Origin of the sequence: Vibrio sp. 10N.261.55.A7, assembly GCF_002877365.1 — a bacterium.
Lineage (GTDB): Bacteria > Pseudomonadota > Gammaproteobacteria > Enterobacterales > Vibrionaceae > Vibrio.
In genome coordinates, this window is the sequence record NZ_MCWZ01000277.1 from 74,347 (window position 1) to 98,806 (window position 24,460).

General features: G+C 46.4%; 23 protein-coding genes. 3 read left to right on the plus strand and 20 right to left on the minus strand.

Annotation, left to right across the window (positions count from 1 at the left end; all coding sequences use genetic code 11):
- Positions 1 to 244: 244 nt before the first annotated feature.
- Positions 245 to 1,153, minus strand: coding sequence for a LysR family transcriptional regulator (locus tag BCU12_RS12720; protein WP_102404646.1), 909 nt, complete (start codon positions 1,151 to 1,153; stop codon positions 245 to 247).
- 93 nt (positions 1,154 to 1,246) lie between these two features.
- Between BCU12_RS12720 and BCU12_RS12725 the strand changes: the two genes are divergently transcribed.
- A complete protein-coding gene (locus tag BCU12_RS12725; protein WP_102404619.1) occupies positions 1,247 to 2,149 on the plus strand; it encodes an NmrA family NAD(P)-binding protein in 903 nt (300 codons plus the stop codon).
- Between the two features lie 141 nt (positions 2,150 to 2,290).
- On the opposite strand, the gene BCU12_RS12730 is transcribed toward BCU12_RS12725, so the two are convergent.
- The 18 genes from BCU12_RS12730 to BCU12_RS12815 form a co-directional block, all read right to left on the minus strand.
- Complete coding sequence (locus tag BCU12_RS12730; protein ID WP_102404620.1) at positions 2,291 to 2,833, minus strand: DNA mismatch repair protein; 543 nt, start codon at positions 2,831 to 2,833, stop codon at positions 2,291 to 2,293.
- Between the two features lie 4 nt (positions 2,834 to 2,837).
- Positions 2,838 to 3,224 (minus strand): MAPEG family protein, encoded by a 387-nt coding sequence (locus tag BCU12_RS12735; protein WP_102404621.1) that lies wholly within the window; start codon positions 3,222 to 3,224, stop codon positions 2,838 to 2,840.
- Between the two features lie 193 nt (positions 3,225 to 3,417).
- Complete coding sequence (gene ureG / locus BCU12_RS12740) at positions 3,418 to 4,041, minus strand: urease accessory protein UreG (protein WP_102404622.1); 624 nt, start codon at positions 4,039 to 4,041, stop codon at positions 3,418 to 3,420.
- 69 nt (positions 4,042 to 4,110) lie between these two features.
- On the minus strand, positions 4,111 to 4,833 hold the full coding sequence (locus tag BCU12_RS12745; RefSeq protein WP_102404647.1) for an urease accessory UreF family protein: 723 nt from the start codon (positions 4,831 to 4,833) through the stop codon (positions 4,111 to 4,113).
- 3 nt (positions 4,834 to 4,836) lie between these two features.
- Positions 4,837 to 5,427: a HupE/UreJ family protein gene (locus BCU12_RS12750; RefSeq protein ID WP_102404623.1), complete on the minus strand. Its 591-nt coding sequence runs from the start codon at positions 5,425 to 5,427 to the stop codon at positions 4,837 to 4,839.
- Positions 5,428 to 5,467: 40 nt separating this feature from the next.
- Positions 5,468 to 5,920: an urease accessory protein UreE gene (gene ureE, locus BCU12_RS12755; RefSeq protein WP_102404648.1), complete on the minus strand. Its 453-nt coding sequence runs from the start codon at positions 5,918 to 5,920 to the stop codon at positions 5,468 to 5,470.
- A gap of 51 nt (positions 5,921 to 5,971) precedes the next feature.
- Positions 5,972 to 7,675, minus strand: coding sequence for an urease subunit alpha (ureC, locus tag BCU12_RS12760; protein WP_102404624.1), 1,704 nt, complete (start codon positions 7,673 to 7,675; stop codon positions 5,972 to 5,974).
- A 39-nt stretch (positions 7,676 to 7,714) separates the two neighbouring features.
- Positions 7,715 to 8,050: an urease subunit beta gene (locus tag BCU12_RS12765; RefSeq protein ID WP_102404625.1), complete on the minus strand. Its 336-nt coding sequence runs from the start codon at positions 8,048 to 8,050 to the stop codon at positions 7,715 to 7,717.
- Between the two features lie 8 nt (positions 8,051 to 8,058).
- A complete protein-coding gene (ureA, locus tag BCU12_RS12770; protein ID WP_102404626.1) occupies positions 8,059 to 8,361 on the minus strand; it encodes an urease subunit gamma in 303 nt (100 codons plus the stop codon).
- 35 nt (positions 8,362 to 8,396) lie between these two features.
- Complete coding sequence (locus BCU12_RS12775) at positions 8,397 to 9,272, minus strand: urease accessory protein UreD (protein ID WP_241909826.1); 876 nt, start codon at positions 9,270 to 9,272, stop codon at positions 8,397 to 8,399.
- 29 nt (positions 9,273 to 9,301) lie between these two features.
- A complete protein-coding gene (gene urtE / locus BCU12_RS12780) occupies positions 9,302 to 9,997 on the minus strand; it encodes an urea ABC transporter ATP-binding subunit UrtE (protein WP_102404628.1) in 696 nt (231 codons plus the stop codon).
- Position 9,998: 1 nt separating this feature from the next.
- On the minus strand, positions 9,999 to 10,850 hold the full coding sequence (gene urtD / locus BCU12_RS12785) for an urea ABC transporter ATP-binding protein UrtD (protein WP_102404629.1): 852 nt from the start codon (positions 10,848 to 10,850) through the stop codon (positions 9,999 to 10,001).
- Positions 10,847 to 11,995, minus strand: a complete 1,149-nt coding sequence (urtC, locus tag BCU12_RS12790) for an urea ABC transporter permease subunit UrtC (protein WP_102404630.1) — start codon at positions 11,993 to 11,995, stop codon at positions 10,847 to 10,849. The genes urtD and urtC overlap by 4 nt, the downstream gene beginning before the upstream one ends.
- 11 nt (positions 11,996 to 12,006) lie before the next feature.
- Positions 12,007 to 13,632: an urea ABC transporter permease subunit UrtB gene (gene urtB / locus BCU12_RS12795; RefSeq protein ID WP_102404631.1), complete on the minus strand. Its 1,626-nt coding sequence runs from the start codon at positions 13,630 to 13,632 to the stop codon at positions 12,007 to 12,009.
- A gap of 102 nt (positions 13,633 to 13,734) precedes the next feature.
- On the minus strand, positions 13,735 to 15,021 hold the full coding sequence (gene urtA / locus BCU12_RS12800) for an urea ABC transporter substrate-binding protein (RefSeq protein ID WP_102404632.1): 1,287 nt from the start codon (positions 15,019 to 15,021) through the stop codon (positions 13,735 to 13,737).
- Between the two features lie 372 nt (positions 15,022 to 15,393).
- Positions 15,394 to 16,104 carry a phosphonate utilization transcriptional regulator PhnR gene (gene phnR / locus BCU12_RS12805; RefSeq protein WP_102404633.1) on the minus strand — a complete coding sequence of 237 codons (711 nt, stop codon included), beginning with the start codon at positions 16,102 to 16,104 and terminating at the stop codon, positions 15,394 to 15,396.
- A 93-nt stretch (positions 16,105 to 16,197) separates the two neighbouring features.
- A complete protein-coding gene (locus tag BCU12_RS12810; RefSeq protein ID WP_102404634.1) occupies positions 16,198 to 17,919 on the minus strand; it encodes a putative 2-aminoethylphosphonate ABC transporter permease subunit in 1,722 nt (573 codons plus the stop codon).
- A 14-nt stretch (positions 17,920 to 17,933) separates the two neighbouring features.
- Complete coding sequence (locus tag BCU12_RS12815; RefSeq protein ID WP_102404649.1) at positions 17,934 to 19,040, minus strand: putative 2-aminoethylphosphonate ABC transporter ATP-binding protein; 1,107 nt, start codon at positions 19,038 to 19,040, stop codon at positions 17,934 to 17,936.
- A 481-nt stretch (positions 19,041 to 19,521) separates the two neighbouring features.
- Here BCU12_RS12815 and BCU12_RS12820 point away from each other — a divergent pair, with 481 nt between their 5' ends.
- Together BCU12_RS12820 and BCU12_RS12825 are read left to right on the plus strand one after the other, a co-directional pair.
- Positions 19,522 to 22,794, plus strand: a complete 3,273-nt coding sequence (locus BCU12_RS12820) for an EAL domain-containing protein (RefSeq protein WP_102404635.1) — start codon at positions 19,522 to 19,524, stop codon at positions 22,792 to 22,794.
- A gap of 260 nt (positions 22,795 to 23,054) precedes the next feature.
- On the plus strand, positions 23,055 to 23,414 hold the full coding sequence (locus BCU12_RS12825; RefSeq protein ID WP_102404636.1) for a glutaredoxin: 360 nt from the start codon (positions 23,055 to 23,057) through the stop codon (positions 23,412 to 23,414).
- A 128-nt stretch (positions 23,415 to 23,542) separates the two neighbouring features.
- On the opposite strand, the gene BCU12_RS12830 is transcribed toward BCU12_RS12825, so the two are convergent.
- Positions 23,543 to 24,457, minus strand: a complete 915-nt coding sequence (locus tag BCU12_RS12830; protein WP_133153881.1) for a helix-turn-helix transcriptional regulator — start codon at positions 24,455 to 24,457, stop codon at positions 23,543 to 23,545.
- Positions 24,458 to 24,460: the final 3 nt, after the last annotated feature.

The window sequence follows — 24,460 nt, forward strand, 5'->3', positions numbered from 1 at the left end:
AGCTAATGTTGGAATGTTTGAGAGTTCATCGAGGGGTGGTAGTTATTGATCTACTCCAGTGATACTGGACACTCACGTAAGTGACTTTTTCCATACTTTTAATAATTCATACTTTACTAAATTAGCAATCTTTCTAAAACGGAATTGTCCACTTCCACCTCAGATTGCCACCCTAATCCAGGCTATGGCTCTAACACCAGGAACACCACACGACTTCTATTCATGGCAAAACTCATAGCGAACTCTACAACCCCTGAGCTACTTCTAGGATTTGGTTGCGAAGCCAACGATGGGCTGGGTCATGGTGCATCTTTTCATGCCATATAATTGAGGGCGTGAACGTGGGTACCTCTATAGGAAGCTCAAGCATGTGCAGCGGCATCGATTTTACAATTCGGTTTGCTAGCCTTCGTGGGATGGTAAGGACAAAATCACTTTCAGCGGCAATCGTTGCCGCAACAAGGAAATGAGGGCTCTTTACTGCAATTCGTCGTGAAAGCCCGTGTTGATTCAGCACATTATCTACAGCGCTGTTCCCCTCCCCTTTGATAATTACTGATATATGAGACATCGACGCGAACGCATCAACACTCAACGGTTGATTGATAACGTGATGCCCTTGACGCACAACGCAAACAAAATCTTCATCATAGAGCCGTTTGCAGTAAAACCTTGCCGGTAGGTCTTCGAAAGCGCCAATCGCAAGATCAGCGCCGCCTTGTGTAATCAAATCAATGTTGTCCCCTGATTGTGGTGGCATGACGAGATCCATTCCAGGGGCCAGCATTGTTAGCGTTTTGCTCATTTCAGGCATCAATAAAAAGGCCAAATGATCCGCTGTCGCAACGCTGAACCGACCTGATGCGGTGCTTGGACAAAACTCAGAAGGGACAACAATCAAACGTGCATCATCCAGTAATTTGCCAACTTGAGACGACAAAGCAATCGCTCTCGGCGTCAGCTCCCAACCTTTGGGTGTGCGCACAATAATACGGTCATTCAGAACCTTACGTAAACGCCCTAGCCCTCTACTCGCTGCTGGCTGACTCAGTCCGAGCCGAGCACCCGCGCCAGTAACGCTGCCTTCTTTTAACAAAGCATCGAATAATTTAAGAAGATTAAGATCAACCTGATATACATCCGTTTTTCGCATGTTCAACATAACCAATATGCATTTTTAATATGTTCTTTAACTCTATAACATTCCTAAAAACGAATCTATAGAGCAAAAAATGGGAGAAAACACATGAACACGAAACAATTATATGTGGTCACCGGTGTGACTGGCCGTACTGGATCTGCAGCAGCAAAAGCGCTGATGGAAATGAATCAACGCGTTCGAGTCGTCGTACGAGATGCATCAAAAGGTGTGGAGTGGGCTGCGCTTGGGGCAGAAGTCGCGGTAGCGGATCTCAATGATACTCAAGCCTTAACCGAAGCGTTTTCTTGTGCAGATGGCGCGTACATTGTGAGTCCACCACAATATTGGTCAAAGGCGCTGTATGAGAAAGCCGAATCTATGGCTCAATCCATAGCAAACGCAGCGCTAGAGGCCAACTTGCCTAAACTTGTTGTGCTTTCATCTGTCGGTGCCGATAAATCAGATAAAACGGGATGGATTGCCATGAATCGCATGCTTGAACAGTCATTGAAAGACAGTGCATCGGCGGTCGCGTTTTTGCGTGCTGCCTACTTCATGGAAAATTGGGCGCCACTGGTCAAAATCGCTCACGAACAGCGCCAACTGCCGAGCTTTCTTACCCCACTAGATCGCAAACTTCCAATGATCGCAACGGCTGATATTGGCAGAATTGCGGCCACCACGCTCTGTCAAAATTGGGAAGGTATCCGCATTCTCGATCTAGAAGGCCCAGCTCGTTATTCCCCTACTGATGTCGCTGATCACCTGGCAGGCAACCATAGTAAGTCGATACCTAAAGAACCCGTAAACGCAGTTTCCATTCCAGAATCGGCTTGGGAAGAAGCGTTAGGCGATTCTGGTTTTTCATCACAAGCTATCTCTGGCTTTATAGAGATGACGAAAGGACTAAATTCGGGACATATCGCTTTTCATGACGAGTCGAAAATTGAGCGATGTTCAGGAAGTATTGAGCTTGCCGAGGTGATCGACAAACTCACTGTAAGCTAGCTATTCGCGATAACTGTAATGGCAACGCGATAACTGTGGCATCAACACGATAGCAATAATAGCAACGAGATAAACGAATACAACAACGCCCTTAAGATTCCTCCTAAGGGCGTTTTTCATTAAGTTGCCTGCCGTATCCGATCAGCGTTTATTTCTGCCCAACGGGCTCATCGCTAGATCTCTCGACAAAATCAGAGCAAGACCAAAGACCTGCAAAAACAAACCAATGTTCTTATACCAAGCGATTCGTTCGCTTAATGACTGCATGGTGTCAGTCAGTGATAGATTATCTAGATAGTAATCGTCGATTTGGTTGCGAGACTTCTGTTGCGCTTGGTTTATCAGCATCATCAAAGTGGACAAGTTCTCTTTGTTGACTAGCGGAACGTCACCATCCACCCAATCACTCAACTGGCCTTGCAAGGCTTCCTGCAGTGCGTTTGAAATATCATTGCTATCAGTTAGCTGGGCGTGCAGCAACAACGATTCGCGCTTACGCTCCAATGTTTCGACGGTTTTCCATGCCAACTGTATCGAGTAAAGGTTTTGCTGCTTGGTGGTTTCCAATGCTTTGATTTGCTCGCCCAATTTGTCGAGCACCACACTCGACATTAAGATCGCCAGAATGTTAAGCACAAGGCCAATTAAAACTAGTACCCAAGCTGGAGGAAAGCGCAACCGCATTCAATCACCACATTTTATCAAACGGTAGATACACTAAGTTTAATACGATAAGCGCTAACATGACGCCAAATGTCATCAACATCCCCGCTTTTCTTGCCGGAAAGGTATTCGATAAGATCGCTTTAGCGTGCAATATTCGACCAACAATAAAGACAATGCCAAGAATATGGATCAGAAAAAGAGGGCCAGAATTGAATTCAAATAACGCCATCATGATCAGAGTAATGGGAATGTATTCCGTCGCGTTGCTTTGAGCACTACGAGCGATTTTGAGCGACTCAACCTCTCCATCTGCATAAGCAATTTTATTGGCACGGCGCTGTTTAATGACCTGAATAGACAGAAAAATCATAATACAAGCCAATAGCGAGGCATAAAGTGCTGTGACCATAAGAGTGTCTCCTTTACTCTAAAATATGGGGAACCTGTAGCGAGCATGACAGAATCTCAACGCTATAGCTAGAATGCACTAGAGTAATGGTTCTAAAAGGGGATTCGTGATCATAAAGAGTGTGTGCTTAAGCAAAAAGCTAGACCTCTCGATCTAGCTTCTACGCACAATGTGTGAATACCTTAGACTTCCGTTAACTATGAAACTCAAGCATTCCCTGTGTGAGAATAAAATCAATAATGGTGTCTAGCCCTTTGCTTTCTTTTAGGTTAGTGAATACGTAAGGCTTTGTTGGACGCATTCGCTGTGTATCCTGCTCCATGACTTCTAACGAAGCGCCGACATAAGGCGCAAGGTCAATTTTATTGATGACCAAAAGATCGGAACGGGTGATACCCGGGCCACCTTTACGTGGAATTTTCTCCCCTTCAGCCACATCAATGACGTAAATCGTGAGATCGGCCAGCTCTGGGCTAAAGGTGGCACTGAGGTTGTCCCCCCCACTCTCAACAAACACCACGTCCAAATTTTTGTGCAGCTTGGCTAACTCTTCGACAGCGGCTAGGTTCATTGAGGCATCTTCGCGGATGGCAGTGTGAGGGCAGCCCCCCGTTTCCACGCCAATGATTCTATCGGGCTCTAACGCTTCAGCGCGCGTCAGAATTTTTGCGTCTTCTTGCGTGTAAATGTCGTTAGTCACAACTGCAATGTTCAGCTTGTCACGAATCGCCTTACACAGCACTTCCAACAACGCTGTTTTTCCTGATCCTACTGGGCCACCAATACCAATACGCAGTGGCTGTTTATAACTTTCCATAATCATTCCTTTATTGTGCCGTTCCCACCACTTTCTAATAGCTCGTACAGTCAGTGCACGATGGCCAAATTAAGAGCGGAAAAGCCTCGTATATTGTGTTTCATGTAAACTGCTGGCGATAGATACTGACGGAGTAAAACTGCCTATCATCCAATCTTCTGTTTGTTCTGAAATAGCGAGTGCTTGTGCAAATCGGTCTGACAAATTGATCAAGGCAATCTGCCCATCGGTTTGACCAAGGGGCACCAACTTCACACCCGCCATCACTAAATTTTCAGCCCAGCTCCAAAGGTAGCCTTTCTTTAACTCATTAAGCTCTATCTGCCAGTGCACGGCTGCAACACATAGTCCTAGAAGCTGTGTTGGCGGATAGTCACTTAAATCAACGCCATCTACTCGAATATCTAAACGATTGAGTAACGTGTTCAACGCCAAACCACGTTGCTTTTCTTCAGCACGCAGCTCTTTAGTCTCACGACTGCAAACAAGCTTTTCCGCGAAGTGCTGAATTTGAGATTGATCCGAAGATTCTACCGCTCGATACAACCTATCTATCACGGGCAATTCTAGAGTCGCAACGCTGCTAAACAACATATTGCTCATCCAATCTTCCATTGCCGTTCGATTGGTCACCCAGCCAGCCTCAACCGCCCACTCAAGGCCTTGTGAATACGTGAACCCACCAATGGGCAATGAAGGGCTTATTAGCTGAAACAGTCGATAACTCGAGACATCGGCTACATTGTTTGACGTATGCGATGGCTCAGTTGCTGGCTCTGAATGAACAGGCATCACTTATGACGCCACCAAGAATAAAGAGCTTGCTGTCGCAACCGCGACCGACAACCAAGGTGAAGACAGTAAACGGCCGCCCTGAACACCCAATGTCATCAATACGCACGCGGTGATGCCCATGCCCATTGAAAACGGTCCGATGGCTGCACTGGCTTCTACACCATGAGCGTAACCGTGGAAAAACATCATGCTAATGCACAAACCCACCGCAAGCTTAATCATCCGTTGCGATGCATTAAAGGCATGCCAAATCGCGCCACTGACCACAAACAAAGAAGCCACAATGGCGGCCTCGACACCGGACGCAACCCCTAAAACGTGGCCAATCAGCAGCCCAAACATAAGTGTTGCAAACGCTGCAGCGACTAAGCCAAGTTTCTGTTTATTGGTTACTTTAAGGCAACCGACTAACAAGCCAAATGCCACCAACATGATCAGGTGGTCAATGCCTGTCACAGGGTGAGTTAAGCCGCAGGTGAACGCCATAGAGTCATGACTATGCCCTGGGTGAGCCAAGGCAACTGCCGGAGATAAAGCCAAAACTGACGCTGCTAATTTTGTCGACGCTGATTTATGAAATGTCGCTTTCATTGAGATTTCCTTCTCTTATTCTAATTTATTAAAATTCGTTTTAGTGATGGTGATGACCGCCGCCACTCTTCCCACCGTAAGCGCCACCTTCTGGCTCAAATGGGGCTTTTTCAACCGTGATTTGAGCACCGAGCCCTTCCACCATTTCATCAAGCACATGATCATGTTGGTAGCGAACCCAGCCAAACTCGACTTGCAATGGCACATGGCGATTACCTAAATGGTAAGCAACACGAGTCAATAGATGCAAATCACTGCAATACACCGACGACACTTTCTCTGGCGCCGCTTTCACTTCAATCACTTCGCCACATTTACTCTTTAGCTGTTCACCGCCACGCAGAATATGTCCTCTAGGTAAAAACAAACCGGCGTCGCGCCCATCGTCAAGAATGACTTTTAAACGGCTTTTAATGCGGCTATCGATAGGCAAGCTAAGGTACCCATGAGGCCTCGCGGTCACTTTGTCTGTTACTTCTACTAATTCAATCACTGTCTTGTCCTCAATACCTATCCTGAACAGAACCTCTGTCCACTCCATCCTCTAAAATAAAAAGTAACGCTGCGCCATCGGCAATACTTCTGCAGGCTCACAAATTAGAAGCTCTCCGTCCGCTCTCACCTGATAGGTTTGAGAATCCACTTCAATGTTGGGCTGCCAATCATTGAGCTTCATGTCGGCTTTGCTGATGGTTCGGCACTGCTTAGCTACCCCGATAAGGCTTCCAAGCCCAAGCTCGGAAGCGATTCCCGCATCTTGCGCAGCTTGAGAAACAAACAACATAGAGGTATTTTGAGAAGCCTTGCCATAGCTACCAAACATGGAACGGTAGTGCACAGGTTGTGGGGTTGGGATAGACGCATTAGGGTCGCCCATTGGCGCCATGGCTATCATGCCCCCCTTTAGAATCACACTCGGCTTAACCCCAAAAAAGGCAGGCTTCCACAGCACCAAATCGGCCAATTTTCCGACTTCAATTGAACCCACCTCGTGAGCCATACCATGTGTTATTGCAGGGTTAATGGTGTATTTGGCGACGTAGCGTTTAAGGCGAAAGTTATCACTGTAGCTAGAGTCTTCTTTCAGGCTACCGCGTTGTACCTTCATCTTGTGCGCGGTTTGCCACGTTCGAGTAATCACCTCTCCGACACGGCCCATGGCTTGAGAGTCAGATGCAATCATTGAGAAAGCGCCGAGATCGTGCAAAATGTCTTCTGCAGCAATGGTTTCACGGCGAATACGGGATTCCGCAAACGCGACATCTTCTGCAATTGATGGCGACAAGTGGTGACACACCATCAACATGTCTAAATGCTCATCTACGGTGTTAACGGTGTACGGTCTTGTTGGGTTTGTCGATGACGGAAGAACGTTTGATTCTCCCGCCGCTTTGATGATATCAGGCGCATGACCACCGCCCGCACCTTCGGTGTGATAAGTATGAATAACGCGATCGCCAATTGCACCAAGCGTCGATTCCACAAAGCCTGATTCATTGAGCGTGTCGGTGTGAATCGCGACTTGCACGTCCATCTCATCAGCCACGGTTAAACACGTGTCGATTGACGCGGGTGTGGTTCCCCAGTCTTCGTGCAGTTTAAGGCCGACTGCGCCAGCGGTGACTTGCTCTCTTAGTGCTTCAGGTTGACTGGCATTGCCTTTACCAAGCAAGCCGAAGTTCATTGGAAACTGATCCAAAGACTCCAGCATACGGTGCATGTTCCATGGTCCTGGTGTACATGTGGTGGCGTTGGTTCCGGTATTTGGCCCTGTACCTCCGCCAATCATGGTCGTCACACCTGACGCCAATGCCTCTTCAATTTGTTGTGGGCAAATAAAGTGTATGTGCGAGTCAATGCCGCCAGCGGTGAGAATCGAACCTTCGCCAGCCAACACTTCTGTGCCCGGCCCAATATTGATATCCACCCCAGGTTGAATGTCAGGGTTACCCGCTTTACCAATCGCCGAAATTCGACCGTTCTTAACCGCCACATCGGCTTTTATGATGCCCCAGTAGTCGAGAATTAACGCGTTAGTGATGACAAGATCTGGCGTTTCGCTACTTGGCATTTGACCCTGACCCATACCATCACGAATCACCTTGCCGCCGCCAAATTTTACCTCGTCGCCGTAAATGGTTAAGTCCTTTTCAACTTCCAGCCACAATTCGGTATCCGCCAACCGCACACGATCACCGACTGTCGGACCAAACATTTCAGCGTAGGCCTGTCTGGATATACTCGCCATTACTATTCCTTGTTGTTAATGCTTAAAAGACAAAACAGACTAGAGGTTGCCCATGATCTTTCCTTGGAAACCATACACCTCACGCTTGCCAGCGAACGCCACCAATTCAACCGTGCGAGACTGGCCAGGCTCAAAACGGGTGGCCGTTCCAGCGGCAATGTTCAATCGGAAACCTCGCGCGAGTTCACGCTCAAAATTAAGCGCATTGTTCACCTCAAAGAAATGATAATGCGAGCCAATTTGAACGGGTCTATCGCCCAAGTTCTCTACTTTTATGGTGATGGTTTCTCGGCCAACGTTGAGTTCGATGTCACCTTGTACGGTTTCGATTTGACCTGGCACAAGCCCTTTACGCTCGTTATTTGAAATCGCCATACCCACTCCTAGACAATCGGTTCATGAACAGTGACAAGCTTAGTTCCATCGGGAAACGTCGCTTCCACTTGTACGTCTGGAATCATTGAAGGCACCCCCTCCATGACATCTTCCGCCGTTAGCAAAGTGCGTCCAAAATCCATGAGCTCAGAGACGGTTTTTCCTTCTCGGGCGCCCTCAAGAATCGCGCTGGATATGAAAGCGATGGATTCTGGGTAATTAAGTTTTAAGCCTTTATTTTTACGCTGCGTTGCTAACATGCCAGCGCAGAAGATCAGCAGCTTGTCCTTTTCTCTTGGCGTGAGTTCCATTTACTTGCCTTACTGTCGTTGTTTTTGTATTCACGTTAGGTCGCCCAAATACGCGGTGGGTGCGGACACTCTCCAGTCCAGTGCTCCCTTGTCAGTTGCCAAACCTGTTGGAAGCAATCCAAGATCACTTCACTCCAGTTCCCTAACGCTCTAATTACTAATAAATTTTCAATCTGACTCGCAGCGATTAATACCGCATCTTGCGTATTCTCTTCTTGTAACTTAGAGAGCAAGCTCTGTACCAATTGGCCAAAATCTTCGTCGTCAATTGAAATATAAAGTGTCCCCATCATTTGATAACCTAACATCCCTTTATTTTTCAATAGATTATCAACACCCCTAACATTAAGCCCTTCGCTAAGTATCAGCTTTTCATCAAGGTAAATATCTGTTTTCCCAACTAAGTGACCAGACTCATATCCCTCATTTAGTGCAGGTCGCCCAAAACAGTGCATCTCCCAGCCCAAAAACTGTGCACCTGTTTCAAGATGCACTTCGGTGTCCAAACGAACATGCGCATCGGTAAAAAAGATGTTTTCTTGAGGCAGCCATTCAAGACGAGAATCTTTACTGACATAGAAAGTTTGTTGTTGCCTTGCGTACTTTGATTCAGAGCGATAAAACTTGGTTGCACCAGGTGTGGTAATCAAGGTTTGAGCACCCTCATCGGCAGAAACGCGAATGTTAAGTGTGTCACCACCAACAACGCCTCCAGGCGGGTGCAACAAATAGGTATGACAAGGATTCCCTTCTGGGTATAACGGCCTTTGAATCGCAAGCGGCCCTTGCTGAGAGCGGTGCTTGAGCACTGTCTTGTCGCCACGGTCAATGAATTTAAGCTGCAGTGACGCTTTCCAACCAAACTCAGTATGAGCGTCGATAACCTGCCCTAGGTTGAGACGGTTTGGCATTTTTTCTGATTGAAAGGAATCCATCGCCATCATACGGTTAAATACTCCTTGATCAGTGCTTCGTTCAACCCTGCCATTTCACCTTCCGCCACCTGTCTACCGCGGTCTAGAATGCAAAATTGATCGCCCACTTTTCGAGCAAACGGCAGTTTTTGTTCAACGAGCAGAACAGTCAAACCCATCTTCTCATTGAGCATTCGGATAATGTCGCCAATCTCTTGCACAATGTTGGGCTGAATCCCTTCGGTTGGTTCATCTAAAATGAGTAACTTTGGGTTCACGACCAACGCACGGCCAATCGCAAGTTGCTGCTGCTGACCACCCGATAAATCGCCACCGCGTCGATGCAGCATTTCTTTCAACACAGGAAAAAGATCGAAAATGAAGTCAGGGATCGTTCGGTCACCTTTTTCACGGATTGGTAGCCCAACTTCCAGATTCTCTTGCACTGTCAACATTGGGAATATTTGGCGCCCTTGCGGTACATAGCCAATCCCCATTCGTGGTCTTGATTCGGCGTCATGCTTGAGCAGCGATTCACCATGAAGCTGGATATCGCCACTTTTCACTTTGACGAGCCCCATGATGCACTGAAGTAACGTCGTTTTACCCACACCATTGCGCCCCATTAAAACTGTGCATTTACCTTTTGGAATGGACATGTCCAGATCCCAAAGCGTGTGGCTTTCACCGTAAAACTGATTCAATGATTGGATCTGCAGCATGTTATTCCCCTAAATAAACCTGTTTAACTTCTGGATGCGCTTGTACTTGGTCCATTGTGCCTTCAGCGAGCACATGCCCCTGGTGCAAAACAGTCACATGGCTAGCAATCGATCGGACGAAGTCCATATCGTGTTCCACCACAACCACGGAGTGTTTCCCAGCAAGCGAGTTAAGCAGTTCGGAGGTTCGATCCATCTCTTGGTGTGTCATGCCCGCAACGGGTTCATCAACCAGAAGTAACTTGGGGTTCTGCATTAAAAGCATGCCGATTTCGAGCCACTGCTTTTGACCATGAGACAGGTTGCCTGCGTTTAACACCGCCAAATCTTTCAGATGAATCAACTCAAGTACCGATTCCAACTTGTCTTTCTGCTCGCCCGTTAACCACGCCATGTAGGTGCCCCAAACACCGCGCACACCCGACATCGCCAGCTCTAGGTTTTGCCATACGGTGAGGCATTCAATCACTGTAGGTTTTTGAAACTTTCGTCCGACCCCTGCATTGGCGATTTCAGACTCATTCATTTCAAGAAGATTGATGTTTGAGCCCAACCACACCTTGCCTGTGTCTGGTTTGGTTTTCCCCGTGATGATGTCCATCATTGTGGTTTTACCCGCCCCATTCGGGCCGATAATGCAGCGAAGCTCGCCCTCTTTGATATAGAGATTCAGATCATTGATTGCCTTAAACCCATCAAAACTCTTGTTCACGCCTTCCACGTACAAAAGAACGTTATGACGAGTGTCTATCAGCGGGTGCTGCTCTGCTTTTAAAAAAGGAAACACTTCATCTCTACGAGTGAATTCATGGACTGTATGTTTTATCTGCATGGCTCGATTTAACGTATTCATACCGCTACCTCTTCCGATGTTTTTTCTGCTGGCGAGAATTTCTTACGTGCCAAGTGAACCTTGTCCGAGATAAAGCCAATTAGCCCTTTTGGGAAATACATGGTGGAAAGAACAAACAAGCCCCCCAGAGCAAACAACCAAACTTCAGGAAATTCGACCGTAAACCAGCTCTTGGCGTAGTTGATCACGAGCGCCCCAACGATGGCACCAAACAAGGTCGCGCGACCACCAAGCGCCACCCAAACCACCACTTCAATCGAGTTCAGTGGCGCGAATTCACCAGGGTTAATTATGCCCACTTGCGGAACGTACAATGCGCCAGCAATACCTGCGATAACGGCTGATAGTACAAAGATCCACAACTTGATTCCGTCGACGTCATACCCCATGAATCGCGTTCTAGATTCGGTATCTCGAATCGCCATTGAGACGCGACCAAGTCGGCTACTGATGACACTTCGGCAGACAAGGTAGCTGATCACGAGAGCAACCCCAGTCACCATAAATAGCGCGATCTTGGTGCTGTCTTGTTGCAGGCTATAACCAAGAATATCTTTGAAATCGGTGAGGCCATTGTTGCCGCCAAACCCCATCTCATTGCGGAAGAATGCCAGCATTAACGCGTAAGTCAGCGCTTGAGTCATGATAGACAGGTAGACACCAGACACACGCGAACGAAAGGCGAGATAACCAAAGACATACGCTAATACGCCTGGTACCACGACCACCATCAGGCATGCAAACCAGAATTGATCGAAGCCTTGCCAGAACCAAGGCAATTCTTGCCAGTTCAAGAACACCATGAAATCGGCTAACACGGGGTTACCGTAGACGCCTCGGTCACCAATTTGACGCATTAAATACATGCCCATGGCGTAACCACCCAGAGCAAAGAATGCCCCATGCCCAAGGCTCAATATGCCTAAGTATCCCCATACAAGATCCACGGCGAGCGCGAGCATGGCATAGCTTAGGTATTTCCCCATCAGCGAGATAGTGAAGGTTTCAACATGAAAAGGATGCCCGACGGGTAACATCGTATTGGCTAATGGTACGAAAATTACGGCCGCTAAGATGGCCAATATAGTGAGCTGTCCGCCCTTGTCGCCACGCATTGCGGACAACACAAAAGATTTTGATTGCATAATGATTGTCCTTAACCTTCAGCCGCTCGTCCGCGCTGTGGGAATAGTCCACGTGGACGTTTTTGAATAAAGAGAATGATGAACACCAAGACAAGGATCTTGGCAAGCACTGCCCCCGCCCAAGGCTCGAGTATTTTGTTGAATAGGCCAAGACTAAGCCCTGCGACCAAGGTGCCCCATAGGTTGCCAACACCACCAAAGACCACCACCATAAATGAGTCGATGATGTAAGCTTGCCCCATATTCGGGCCAACATTTGTTAGTTGAGACAGTGCAACGCCTGCAATTCCGGCCACGCCTGAGCCAAGGCCAAACGTCATCGCATCAACACGCTCTGAGCGAATACCCATTGCGCGAGCCATGGATCGGTTCTGAGAAACCGCACGCACTTGCAAACCCAGTGGTGTCTTTTTAAGCACCATCACAAGGCCAATAAACACCATGAAACAGAACAGAATGATATAAAGACGGTTGTAAGTTAACGAGAGCATTGGGTTGATTTCTAGCGCACCCGACATCCAATCAGGTGTGCTCACAGAACGGTTAAGGGGAGAGAAAATTGAGCGAACCGCTTGCTGCAAAATAAGACTAATACCGAATGTTGCCAGGAGAGTTTCCAATGGGCGACCGTAAAGGTGGCGAATCACACTTCTTTCAATCGCAACGCCCACAAGGCCCGACACAATGAACGCCATAGGAATTGATAAGATTAGCGCGAGGCCAATCTGGTTAGGCATCAATTGCTGCATGACATAAGTGGTGTAGGCGCCAATCATGATCAGCTCACCATGCGCCATGTTGATCACGCCCATCACACCAAAGGTAATGGCGAGACCAATACCCGCTAACACCAACACAGAGCCTAAACTCAAGCCAAAGAACAGTGTTTCGACGCCAGAGTAGAGTTTCTGGCTCTGCTGGTATCGGTCAAGTGCACGCTCTGCGGCCGACACGACCAACTCATCTTTTTCTGACTTCAATACTTTGTTGAGTGTTTGCAGTACTACGCTTTGTTTGTAGTAAGAGATCTCGTCAATCGCAGCGATTCTTTGTTGTGGGGTGTCGCTAGTCAAGGCTTCGTCAATAGAGACGGCCAGTGTCAGTATGTGTTGTATTTCGCTGTCGGTTTCTACCGCTAAACGCTCACTAAGACGAGTCACGATTGAATCATCGGTTTGACCAAGCAATGCATTGACCGCACTCAATCGAGCAATCGGATCACTGTGCGCTAACCCTAAAGATGCAATCTCTAATCGGATGAGGCCACGAAGTTTATTGTTCACGCGCACTTTCTTAAACTGACGAGAGTTTTCGACAGCAAGCATGTTGTTGTTCCATGCACTTTGGGCTTCAGAGGCTTTTTTGATGTCGGCCGACAGATAGAGCGCTTGGTATTCATCACTCTTTCTATCGTTAAAATAATAGAGCTCACCTTCTAGCCAAGCGGTGAGGACCGATTTAGCGATATCGTTGGATTCGTTATCGACCAGCCACGTCATTGCGGCTTCTTTCTGTGGATTGTTTTTCCCTATGAGTGCTTGAGAAAAAGACTCTCGATCATCGATGCTAGCCAACGCAACATGAGTACTCAAAATTAGGAACACGACCGCTTTCAATAACTGAATTATTGTTTTCATGAAATGCGTCCTTTGGAACGGCAAATTTATAGGTAAAGGTTGTAAGCAGAAACGAAAAAAGTGCTTCTACACCTTTGTAGAAGCACCTTTAATTTCGTGGGTTTAGTTAGAGCTACCGGCACATTTGCCAGTTTCTATGTTAAACGCACCACAAGAGAACGGTTTAGACCAACTAGAATAAAGCTTCGCTGATTCAGGTAGGTAGTTAGACCAAACGTCACCGGCAACAAGGCCTGTTGTTTCCCATACCACATCAAACTGACCATCGTCTTGGATTTCACCAATGAGGACTGGTTTGGTAATGTGGTGGTTTGGCAACATGGTAGAAAACCCACCAGAAAGGTTAGGCACCGACACACCAATCAACGCATCTTGAACAGACTCTGCATCTGTTGTACCTGCATTGGTGACCGCTTGTGTCCACATGTTGAAGCCAATGTAGTGCGCTTCCATTGGATCGTTCGTGACGCGCTTTTCACTCGCAATGAAGTTTTGCCATGTTTCTACAAACTCTTCATTCGCTTCTGTATCAACGCTCATGAAGTAGTTCCATGCCGCTAGGTGACCGACCAGTGCTGAGGTATCCATGCCTGACAACTCTTCTTCACCGACAGAGAAAGCAACGACTGGGATGTCTTCAGAAGAGACGCCTTGCGCACCTAATTCTTTATAAAAAGGAACGTTCGCATCACCATTAATGGTAGATACAACCGCTGTTTTCTTACCTTCAGAGCCAAATTTCTTCACATCAGAAACAATAGATTGCCAATCAGAGTGACCAAATGGCGTGTAGTTGATCATAATGTCTTCGTCACTGACACCCTTACTTTTCAGGTACGACTCTAAGATTTTATTGGTTGTTCGCGGGTAAACGTAATCGGTGCCCGCAAGAACCCAGCGTTCAACGTCAAGTTCATCCATTAGGTAATCAACGGCAGGAACCGCCTGTTGGTTCGGCGCAGCACCAGTATAGAAGACGTTTTTCGACGACTCTTCACCTTCATACTGAACCGGGTAGAACAGGATGCTATTTAGCTCTTCAAACACAGGCAGCATCGATTTACGTGACACCGACGTCCAACCACCAAATACAACATCGACTTTCTCTTTTTCCACCAACTCACGGGCTTTTTCAGCAAATAGCGGCCAATTCGACGCAGGGTCAACAACAACGGCTTCCAGTTTTTTACCTAGCAAACCGCCTTTCTTGTTCTGCTCATCAACCAGCATCAAAATTGTGTCTTTCAGCGTGGTTTCACTGATCGCCATCGTTCCAGATAGCGAGTGCAACACACCCACTTTGATGGTTTCTTCTGCCATCGCCATTCCCGATGAAAATGCGAGTGAAGCGCCGACTGCTGCAAGCTTAAGTTTGAACGTCATGTTCATGATGGATATCTCCTTTGTATGAATAGTTATTCAATATTCATACTTCAAGAAGAATGCCAATAATTAACGCATTTACCACTTAACATTAAGCTACTGATTTGTATTGATATTCTTTTTGCTCTGCACTATTTGCAAACAAATAGATCATTGTAGGCCGCTACATGTTGGTGCATTACTGAAAATTAATTCCCTATTTTGGGAGTGACCACATAGATAAAATTCCAAATTATCACGCTATTTCTTAATAATTGTGATGTCACTCGAATAGAATATCCAATATAAAATAATCGAAATGAACCAATCTTAAAAAAGGCCCATGGAATAACCCATGAGCCTTTATAAGTACTTATTACGAAAGATCATATTTCGATACTATTGGCGATCCACCAGCTCAGCAACCGATGCGATGTTTATCGCATCATGGCGCCAATACTCGATGTCACAATCAATAAGTTCACCCTTCGAGCTGTAATTGACTCGCTCAACCACCATGGCTGGCGTACCCGATGTCGCTCTTAAGGCCTGTGCAACGTCGCCAATTAACGAGCTACTGCAAATGCGGTAACGAATCTTTTGATAAATAACACCATAGTGCTCTCGGTAAATGTCCGTCAAAGACAAGGACAGATCGTGATCTAACAGGTTGGGGAACTGTTCAGGTCGAACATAATTAGTCACATAAACCACTGGCCTATCTTCGAGATAACGTACACGGTCAACTCGAAAAACATCAGCAAAAGGCTGTAAGCCTAACAAGCTCGACGCCTGTTTGTTCGCTAACATACTCTTAGCAGAAATGAGTTCCGTTTTCGGCACTCGATTTTGCTCAAGCGCCATGTTCGTGAAGTTAAGAGTCTGAGTTGGGTCGTACTTCAGGGGGATCGGCGATATGAACCAACCTCGGCGATCTTCTCGGTAGATACGGCCTTCCGCCTCCAATAACGAAAGTGCCTCTCGCAAAGTGACTCGAGTTGTATCAAACGACTCTGCCAGCTTTCTCTCGGCAGGCAGTTTTTGCCTTGGGGCCAGCATACCGGAAGTAATTTGCTCCACGATTGAATCTTTGATTTTAACGTACTGCACTCTTTTCCCTTTTCTTTAGTTCGCTCCTTACTATCGCTAGCAAGGCATACCTGCTTTCAAGCAAGGCTTTTTGAGATGAACACTGGCAACATTTTAGCGCTTTCGCCACGCTTGTGTCTTATTTTCCAATAGCTTGCTCGTCACCACATGAACCAACTTGGCAGTAGCAGCGGTGATCATAATCATAACAGCCATTGCAGCAGCAGCACCAGTTTGACCTGCATCGTCCATATTTAACACCGAAACAGACGCAGGAATGGTATTACTTGAATAGAGGAATACTACCGCTGAGGTTGTCGTCAACGCATTAATAAATAGGTAGATGGCGATGTCTAACACCGCTGGCAGGCAGACTGGCAGCGTCACTTTAAAGAACAGCTTGTGTTGAGGAAGCTTAACCGCCGCGGCCGTGGCTTCTAACTCATCGGGGAGCTGCTTCAATGCCGTAATTGCCGTCATGTGACCCACCGTGTAGTAGTGAACAATGGTGTTAATCACCAGAAACGCCATCGTTCCGTAGAGAAAACCCAGCGGATTACTGGCATCATTAAAATAGAAGATGTAACCCAAACCAAGTACCAGACCCGGCACCGCCATCGGAATCACCGACATCATTTGCATGAACTGACGAATGGGCGCAAAAGAGCGACCTTTTTCAATGCAATACGCACCAATAAATACCACGATAGTGCCAAAGAGTGCCGTCCAGCCCGCTAAAGTCAGTGAGTTAAAATAGGGTGACCAGCCATAGGCGCTCACTTCAGCAAAGTTATAATTGTTCAGAGTCAGCGCTTTATTCCAAGGCCAAAACGTTACTAACGACCCATAAACCGCCATGCCTAAGATTGCTAACACCACCAATGAAATCGCTAAGCAATAGAGGAAACATAAGCCATCACGAATCTTGTTGGGCTCTGGCTGGTAAGCGACCGAGCGAGTATCAAACAAGCTTTTCTGTTTTTTCTGTACCCAACGATCGACGATAAAGGCCAATAAAGCAGGCAGTAAAAGGACAATGCTGATCACCGCGCCCATCGAAAAATTTTGCTGACCCACGACCTGTTTAAAAATGTCTGTTGCGAGAACGTTGTAGTTACCACCAATGACTTTAGCGACACCAAAATCGCACACAACAAGCGTAAAGACGACGATAAGCGTGCTCATCAATCCATATTTTGCCGCAGGCAACGTTACAACAAAGAAGGTTTTTAACGGTGACATTTTCAATGCGCGAGCGGCTTCGTAAAGACGCGCATCTGAGGTTCGAAGTGACGTTGTTAAAATCATGAGCGCATGGGGGAAAGTCCAGAATATCAAGCCAATTGAGATACCAATGACGCCGTAGACTGAATGACCGCCCAGTAATTCCTTCGCAACGCCTTGATTGCCGAACAGGAAGATCAAACTAATGGCAGGCAACAGAGAGGGAACCAAGATAGGCGCGGTACCTAACACTTGAAACAAGCCTTTAAACTTCATGCACGAGCGAGTCAGCGCATAAGCATAAGCGAATGACAGCGTGCCCACGACCGTCGTTACGACTAACCCAACCTTGAATGTATTCGCTAGGGATTGCCATAACGCACTTGAAGCAAAATACGTAGAGAAATGACTGAAACCTACGTATTGACCATCAGATCCTTGTACGCTTTTCACCATCATCGCCCACAAAGGCATGAAGATAAACAGGATCATCAAGATAGATAAAACCGACAGCAAAATGAACAAGATAAGGTTGTCTCTACTCACTCTATTCAGTAGTTGCGAGACCGACTGAGAAGGGGAAAAAATTGGCGTCATTGTTTTGGTTTCCATGTTAGCAGCCCCGTTTATGCCGCAATGTCAGCGTCATTAGAAGTGTTGGCTGCTGGGTAGACAAGCAATCCCTCACCTGGGAGCTGAATGTGCTTAATCTCGCCAACGACAAGTTCATGGGAGTGCGCTTGTTTAGCACTGATATCAACAAGGATGGTGCGCTCAGAGACATCACCGAGTAGATGACATTCAATACGACTAAATGCACCGAGAAACTCTTGCGACAAAATTCGTACAGGTAAACCTTTCAATGAGTCCTCTACAAACCGAATAGCCTCTGGCCTCACCGCGAGATCGAGCCGATCCCCCACCTGCATCTGCCGATTCGTCACCTCAGGAAGCGGTAACAGTGACTCTGAAATACGAGCCTGAGACTGGGTGGCCACAGACATTTCAATGAAGTTCATGCTGCCAACAAACTCAGCAACAAATCGGGAATTCGGTCGTTGATAAATCTCTTTCGGTGTACCCACTTGTTCAATCACGCCATGATTCATTACGACTATTCGATCAGCCATGGATAAGGCTTCATCTTGGTCATGCGTCACCATTACAGTCGTGATCCCAAGCTTACGCTGTAACTTACAAATCTCTTCACGTAAGTGTATTCTCACCTTGGCATCTAATGCCGAGAGTGGTTCGTCAAGAAGTAACATACCTGGAGACAAGGCGAGCGCTCTGGCCAATGCGACACGCTGCTGCTGCCCACCGGAGAGTTGATTAGGATATTTCTCGCCAGAAGTCGGCAAACCAATCATATCGAGCCAATACTCCACCTCTTTGAGCGCTTGAGAATTGGAAAGACCTTTGTTTTTTAGGCCTATCGCGATGTTCTCTTGCACCGTCAGGTTGGGAAACAGCGCATAGGACTGAAAGACGATGCCAAAATCGCGCTTTTCTGGTGGTAAGAAAGTCGTCTCTTTTCCATCTTGATGAATCTGCCCAGAGGTCGGCAGGTCAAGACCCGCAATGGCACGCAATAACGTTGTCTTACCGCAGCCCGAAGGCCCTAAAAAACAGACAAATTCTCCTTGTTGAATGGACAAGGAAATCTGTTTCAACGCGGCAAAGGCGCCGAACTTTTTGACTAAATTCTCAATGTTAAGGTAAGACTGGTTCATTGTTCTGGTCATCACTTAATAAAAGGTATATACCAATTCTAGTTCTGCCATATGTCACTTCCATGACACTTATGTAGTAACAAGATGACAGATTTTATACGCTTGGTATGACAACCTAATATTCCCTTCTCTGTTATTGCCCCTCTAACACGCTATAAAACTGGATCGAAACTCTCACTCTCCAAGTGCATGAAAGCAAACATCTCAATTGTTAGAATTATCTTTAAATAAACTTATTAATTAGCAAAAGATATTGATTACTAAGGACTTATTGAATTTGTTTATGCATCAGATTGAAAGTATAGTGGATTTAACATAGGCCATTGCCCTAATAGCACTGCTCTAAACAGCATGCTCGGGCAATCAAATAGTAGGTTGCTCCAACAACTGATCGAACGATGGTAGTCACTCCCTTCTTCACCCATTCGCCTCATAAGCGTGCAAGGAGTAAGTATACCGCTAATGCTAGGAATCTAATTCATTGGATACGACACCCAGCTTTGCTGTAGATGCTCAGCACACTCGTGTTTGCGTTGAAAAGCTAAGATTGTCACCCAGTTCGCAGGGGCGCTTCTCTTACTCTACGTTCACAGCAAAGAAATCTAAAATTCATTCTTTATGCTTAGCTCTCTTTAGCTTAATCGCAGCGCTTTTGGTGAATGTCCCTAGCGCGTACGCAGAGAAGGAACTTGAACCGGTTCATCTGCAGCTCCGCTGGCACCATCAATATCAATTTGCAGGCTACTATGCGGCCGTAGAGAAAGGGTTTTACGCCGAAGAAGGGTTAGACGTCATCCTACATGCAGGCGATCCTGATCATCAACCCATCTCTGAAGTCCTTTCAGAGCAAGCTCAATACGCGGTAGGGAATAGTGAGGTTCTCTTCGAGCGCCTAAAAGGTCAACCTCTTGTTGCTCTTGCGGCTATCTTCCAGCACTCCCCATCAGTATTAATCGCACTTAAGAGCTCTAACATCAACACCGTGCACGATCTGATTGGTAAAAACGTCATGCTCGCCAATCAAAATGAAGATGCCGACTTTTTAACCATGTTCCTTAATGAGGGGATTGCCCTCTCTCAGCTGAATATCACACCAAGTAGCTATCGTTTAGATGATTTAATTACCGGAAAAACTGACGCTTTCAATTCCTACTCCACGAATGAGCCATTTTTGCTCAAACAACTTGGCATACCGTTTAATATCATTCACCCGATTAACTATCGCGTCGATTTCTATAGCGACATACTTTTTACCACTGAGAAAGAGCGAGATCATCACCCAAAAAGAGTCGAAGCCATGCTACGAGCAAGCTTAAAGGGCTGGCGTTACGCTTTAGACAACACAGACGAAATCATTGACCTGCTGCACAGCAAGTATCAGGTGAGTAAATCAAAAGATCACCTTCGTTTCGAAGCCGAGGCAATGCGCAAACTCATTTTTCCCGAACTCATCCAAATGGGAAACATGAACCCCGAACGATGGCAGCACATGGTAGACACCTTTATTCGCTCTGGGCTTGTGTCTAATGATGACAATATGGAAGGGTTCATCTACGACCCAGAACCCTACCACATTCCAAAATGGTTGTTTCTCGTACTCACTGCTGCGCTTTTTCTGGTGCTGATCAGTACCTCCATTATTTTCTATCTACACCGATTTAATCTGCGACTGGCTGAAGCCAAAAACACCATATTACAGAGTGAAGAACGATTTAAGGCGTTATGTGGCGCAACGTATGGCGGCATTGTGATTCACCATAAAGGTCAAATATTGGAATGCAATACCGCGCTGTCTGAAATCACTGGATACAGCTACGCAGAGCTGCTGCAAATGAAGAAATGGGCGTTAATCGCGCCCAACGATACTGAAACCGTGATTGCGATGATTAATACTGATCATAGTGAAACCTACGAGGTCACTGGCCTTAGAAAGGATGGCACCACCTACCCAGTTTCGATTACCGCAAAGACCGTTGCCTATAAAGGTCTCGAAGCACGCGTGGTGGAACTCATCGACATCACGGAGCGAAAGAAAACCGAAGACAAACTAAAGCTCGCGGCCAGCGTATTTACTCATGCTCGTGAAGGCATCATCATTACAGATACCGCGGGGTTAATTATTGATGTCAACGAAACCTTCTCTGACATTACCGGTTACACTCGCGATGAAGTGCTCGGCGAAAACCCGCGCATTCTAAAATCTAACTACCACGACGAAGCTTTCTACCAGTCTATCTGGCAATCCTTATTTGAACGTAAGCATTGGTCAGGCGAGATATGGAATCGACATAAAGACGGCTCTATCTTTGCTCAGCTCATGACCATCAGTTCCGTGACCGACGACAGCGGAAACATCCAGAGTTACGTCGCCCTATTTTCAGACATTACTTCCATCAAGAAGCAGCAACAGCAACTCGAACATATTGCTCACTATGACGTACTCACCGATCTGCCCAATCGCATGCTATTGGCACAACGATTAAAAAAAGCCATGGTAGAGTCTGAAATCAACCATACCTCTGTCGCCATTGTTTACTTGGATCTTGATGGCTTTAAGGCTGTTAATGACACCTATGGTCACGATATTGGTGATGAGCTACTGGTCATTGTTTCAAAGAGAATGAATGAAACGCTACGCACTGGCGATACGTTAGCGAGAATTGGCGGTGATGAATTCGTCGTCGTTCTTGTCGGTATTGAACGAATACGTGAGTTTGAACTGGTCGTTGAAAGGCTACTCACAGCAGCGAAAAGCCCAATTGCGATTGGACAGAAAACCATGCAGGTTTCCGCGAGTATTGGGGTCACTTTTTACCCACAAGATGAATCAAACGCTGACCAGCTTATGCGTCACGCCGATCAAGCCATGTACATTGCCAAGCAGTCTGGTAAAAATCGTTACCATGTCTTTGATATTCATGAGAATCAATCGATTAAGAGTCAGCATCAAACCATTGAACGCATCACGCTCGGTCTCAAAAGGCAGGAGTTTCTGCTCCACTACCAGCCTAAAGTTAACATGGAGACGGGTGATGTGGTTGGTGTTGAAGCATTGATTCGTTGGCAGCACCCTGACTTTGGCCTGATGTACCCCGATACCTTCTTACCCATCATAGACAGTCATGCAGTGAGTCTTGTCATGGCAGATTGGATCATTGAAATGGCGCTTCATCAAATGGAAGTCTGGCTCTACGAGGGAGTTAACCTGCCTATTAGTGTGAATGTCGATGCTTTCCAGCTTCAACAAAAAGACTTTGTACAAAAGCTCTCTACTGCGTTAGATAGACACCCGAACGTCAGGCCGAGCTCTCTGCAGCTCGAAATCCTAGAAACCAGTGCTTTGAGTGACATCACTGAAGTGTTATCCATCATGAAAGACTGTAAAGCGATGGGCATTTCATTCGCTCTCGATGATTTTGGCACAGGCTTTTCATCGCTCACCTACCTCAAGCGTCTTCCTGCCGAGGTGTTGAAGATAGACCAAACCTTTGTGCGAGACATGCTCCACGATGCCGATGACCGAGCCATTGTCATGGGGGTCATTAGCCTGGCATCCGCGTTTAACCGACAGGTAACCGCAGAGGGTGTAGAAAGTGTCGAGCACGGTACTCAGCTATTAAAAATGGGCTGTGTGCTGGCTCAAGGACACGGTATTTCTCCCCCCTTACCCGCCGATCTCATCAAACCTTGGCTCATTAACTGGAAACCCGATAGTGCCTGGAGCAATGCCAAGAAAAGCACCATCAGCTCATAGCTTGATGGGGTGTGCAAACAATGAGCGTAGCACTGTTTAACGTTGCTGAAGGCGAATAACTCTAGTGCACCAATACATGAATACTAGGCTAGCGCTGCGAAAACATCAGCGCCACACAGCGATAAGAACAAGTTATTGAAACATAAAGTACACCGACTTAATTCACACATTTTGACAAAGAGGCGTTCACGTATTTCTATTCCTCTCTCAACAACACTGTTACACTACTGCAAATTTTCACCCTATCTAGAAGAGAAGTTATGAAGTTTATTCGTTGGTTTTTAGGGAAGGTTATCTTAACTCTGAACTTTATTTTTACTCCTAAAGGCATCAAACGCGACCCAGCTGAGCAACAAGCTGTCGACGAAAAAGCCAGCTCACTTGCGTTGTACCAATTCGAAGCTTGCCCATTTTGCGTCAAAGTTCGTCGTTCAATGAAGCGCCAATCGGTGAAGTTTGATTTGCGTGATGCGAAAAACGATGCCGCGCATAGAGAAGAACTACGAGCACAAGGCGGTGCAATCAAAGTGCCTTGCCTGCGTATCGAGAAAGAGGGTGAGACGACTTGGATGTACGAATCTTCTGATATCGTCAACTATTTGGAAAAAGAGTTCGCTTAACCAAAGCTCTGGTGATGCTGTCATTCAGATCACTGCATCCAATGGAGACAATAAAGCCGCTGCACATGTTATGTACGGCGGCTTTTTTAGCCAAATCTACCTAAAACCGTACACCTTCAGAGTAGTTCCTATTTTACCCATTTATCCACAATGCTCTGTGCTAAGTTTTTATCTTGTGTTGCAAGAGAGTATGCATCGACCGAACCATTAAAATCTCTATCCAACTCAATCATCACCATTAAATGGCTGCTGTTCAAAACATAAGAGAACTCAGCAACATCACCAGCACCGTCATCAATCGTTAGATTTCCGTCTGATAAATCCCAAGTCCCCGTTTCTTCAGAGTTACCATAGATAGTCGACGTACTGCCATTAGCATTGAATGTAATCTCAAGCAGCATAGGATCTGGTGTTTGAGTCTGCGAATCGTCAATAATGAAATGCCAAGTCTTACCTTCAAACTTTTCTCTAGTAAAATCGGCACCATCAACAATCAAGTCATTTCCATCTATGCTATATGAATTACCGTATTCCCATGCGTCACCTTGAGCTATGTCATAGGTATCTTCTCCAAACTCGATCATAAATACGCCTTCCCCGGTTGCATAGGACGTATTCATACTAACGAAGTGCCATCTTGTTGGGCTATCACCAACTAGGTATGATTTAAGGTCGCTGATCACTGTTTCATTTGTTACCGTAGCGCCATTTAAGACAAAGTCAACGGTATTCAAACTGTCTGCGCCATTACTATTTTCATAGCTATCAATAGCAGTTTTAATCGAATTGCTTGATGTCCTCAGAGATTCCCCATCAAGGTCTACAAAATTTGTTGGAAGTTCGTTAACTAAGCTTCGCGCTAGCGCGTGGGCAACTTTTGCATCACGTGCACTACTAGGTGTATCTTTTGCTGATACATAGTCACTTGAAACAACATCAACAGAAATATTCAACTCTGCTGCTAGTTCTGCTGTCGTAATGCCTCTAGCCTTAGCCATTGTCGTAAAAGGTGTCACAACGTTTGAATCTGCCGTCGCCATCATTTC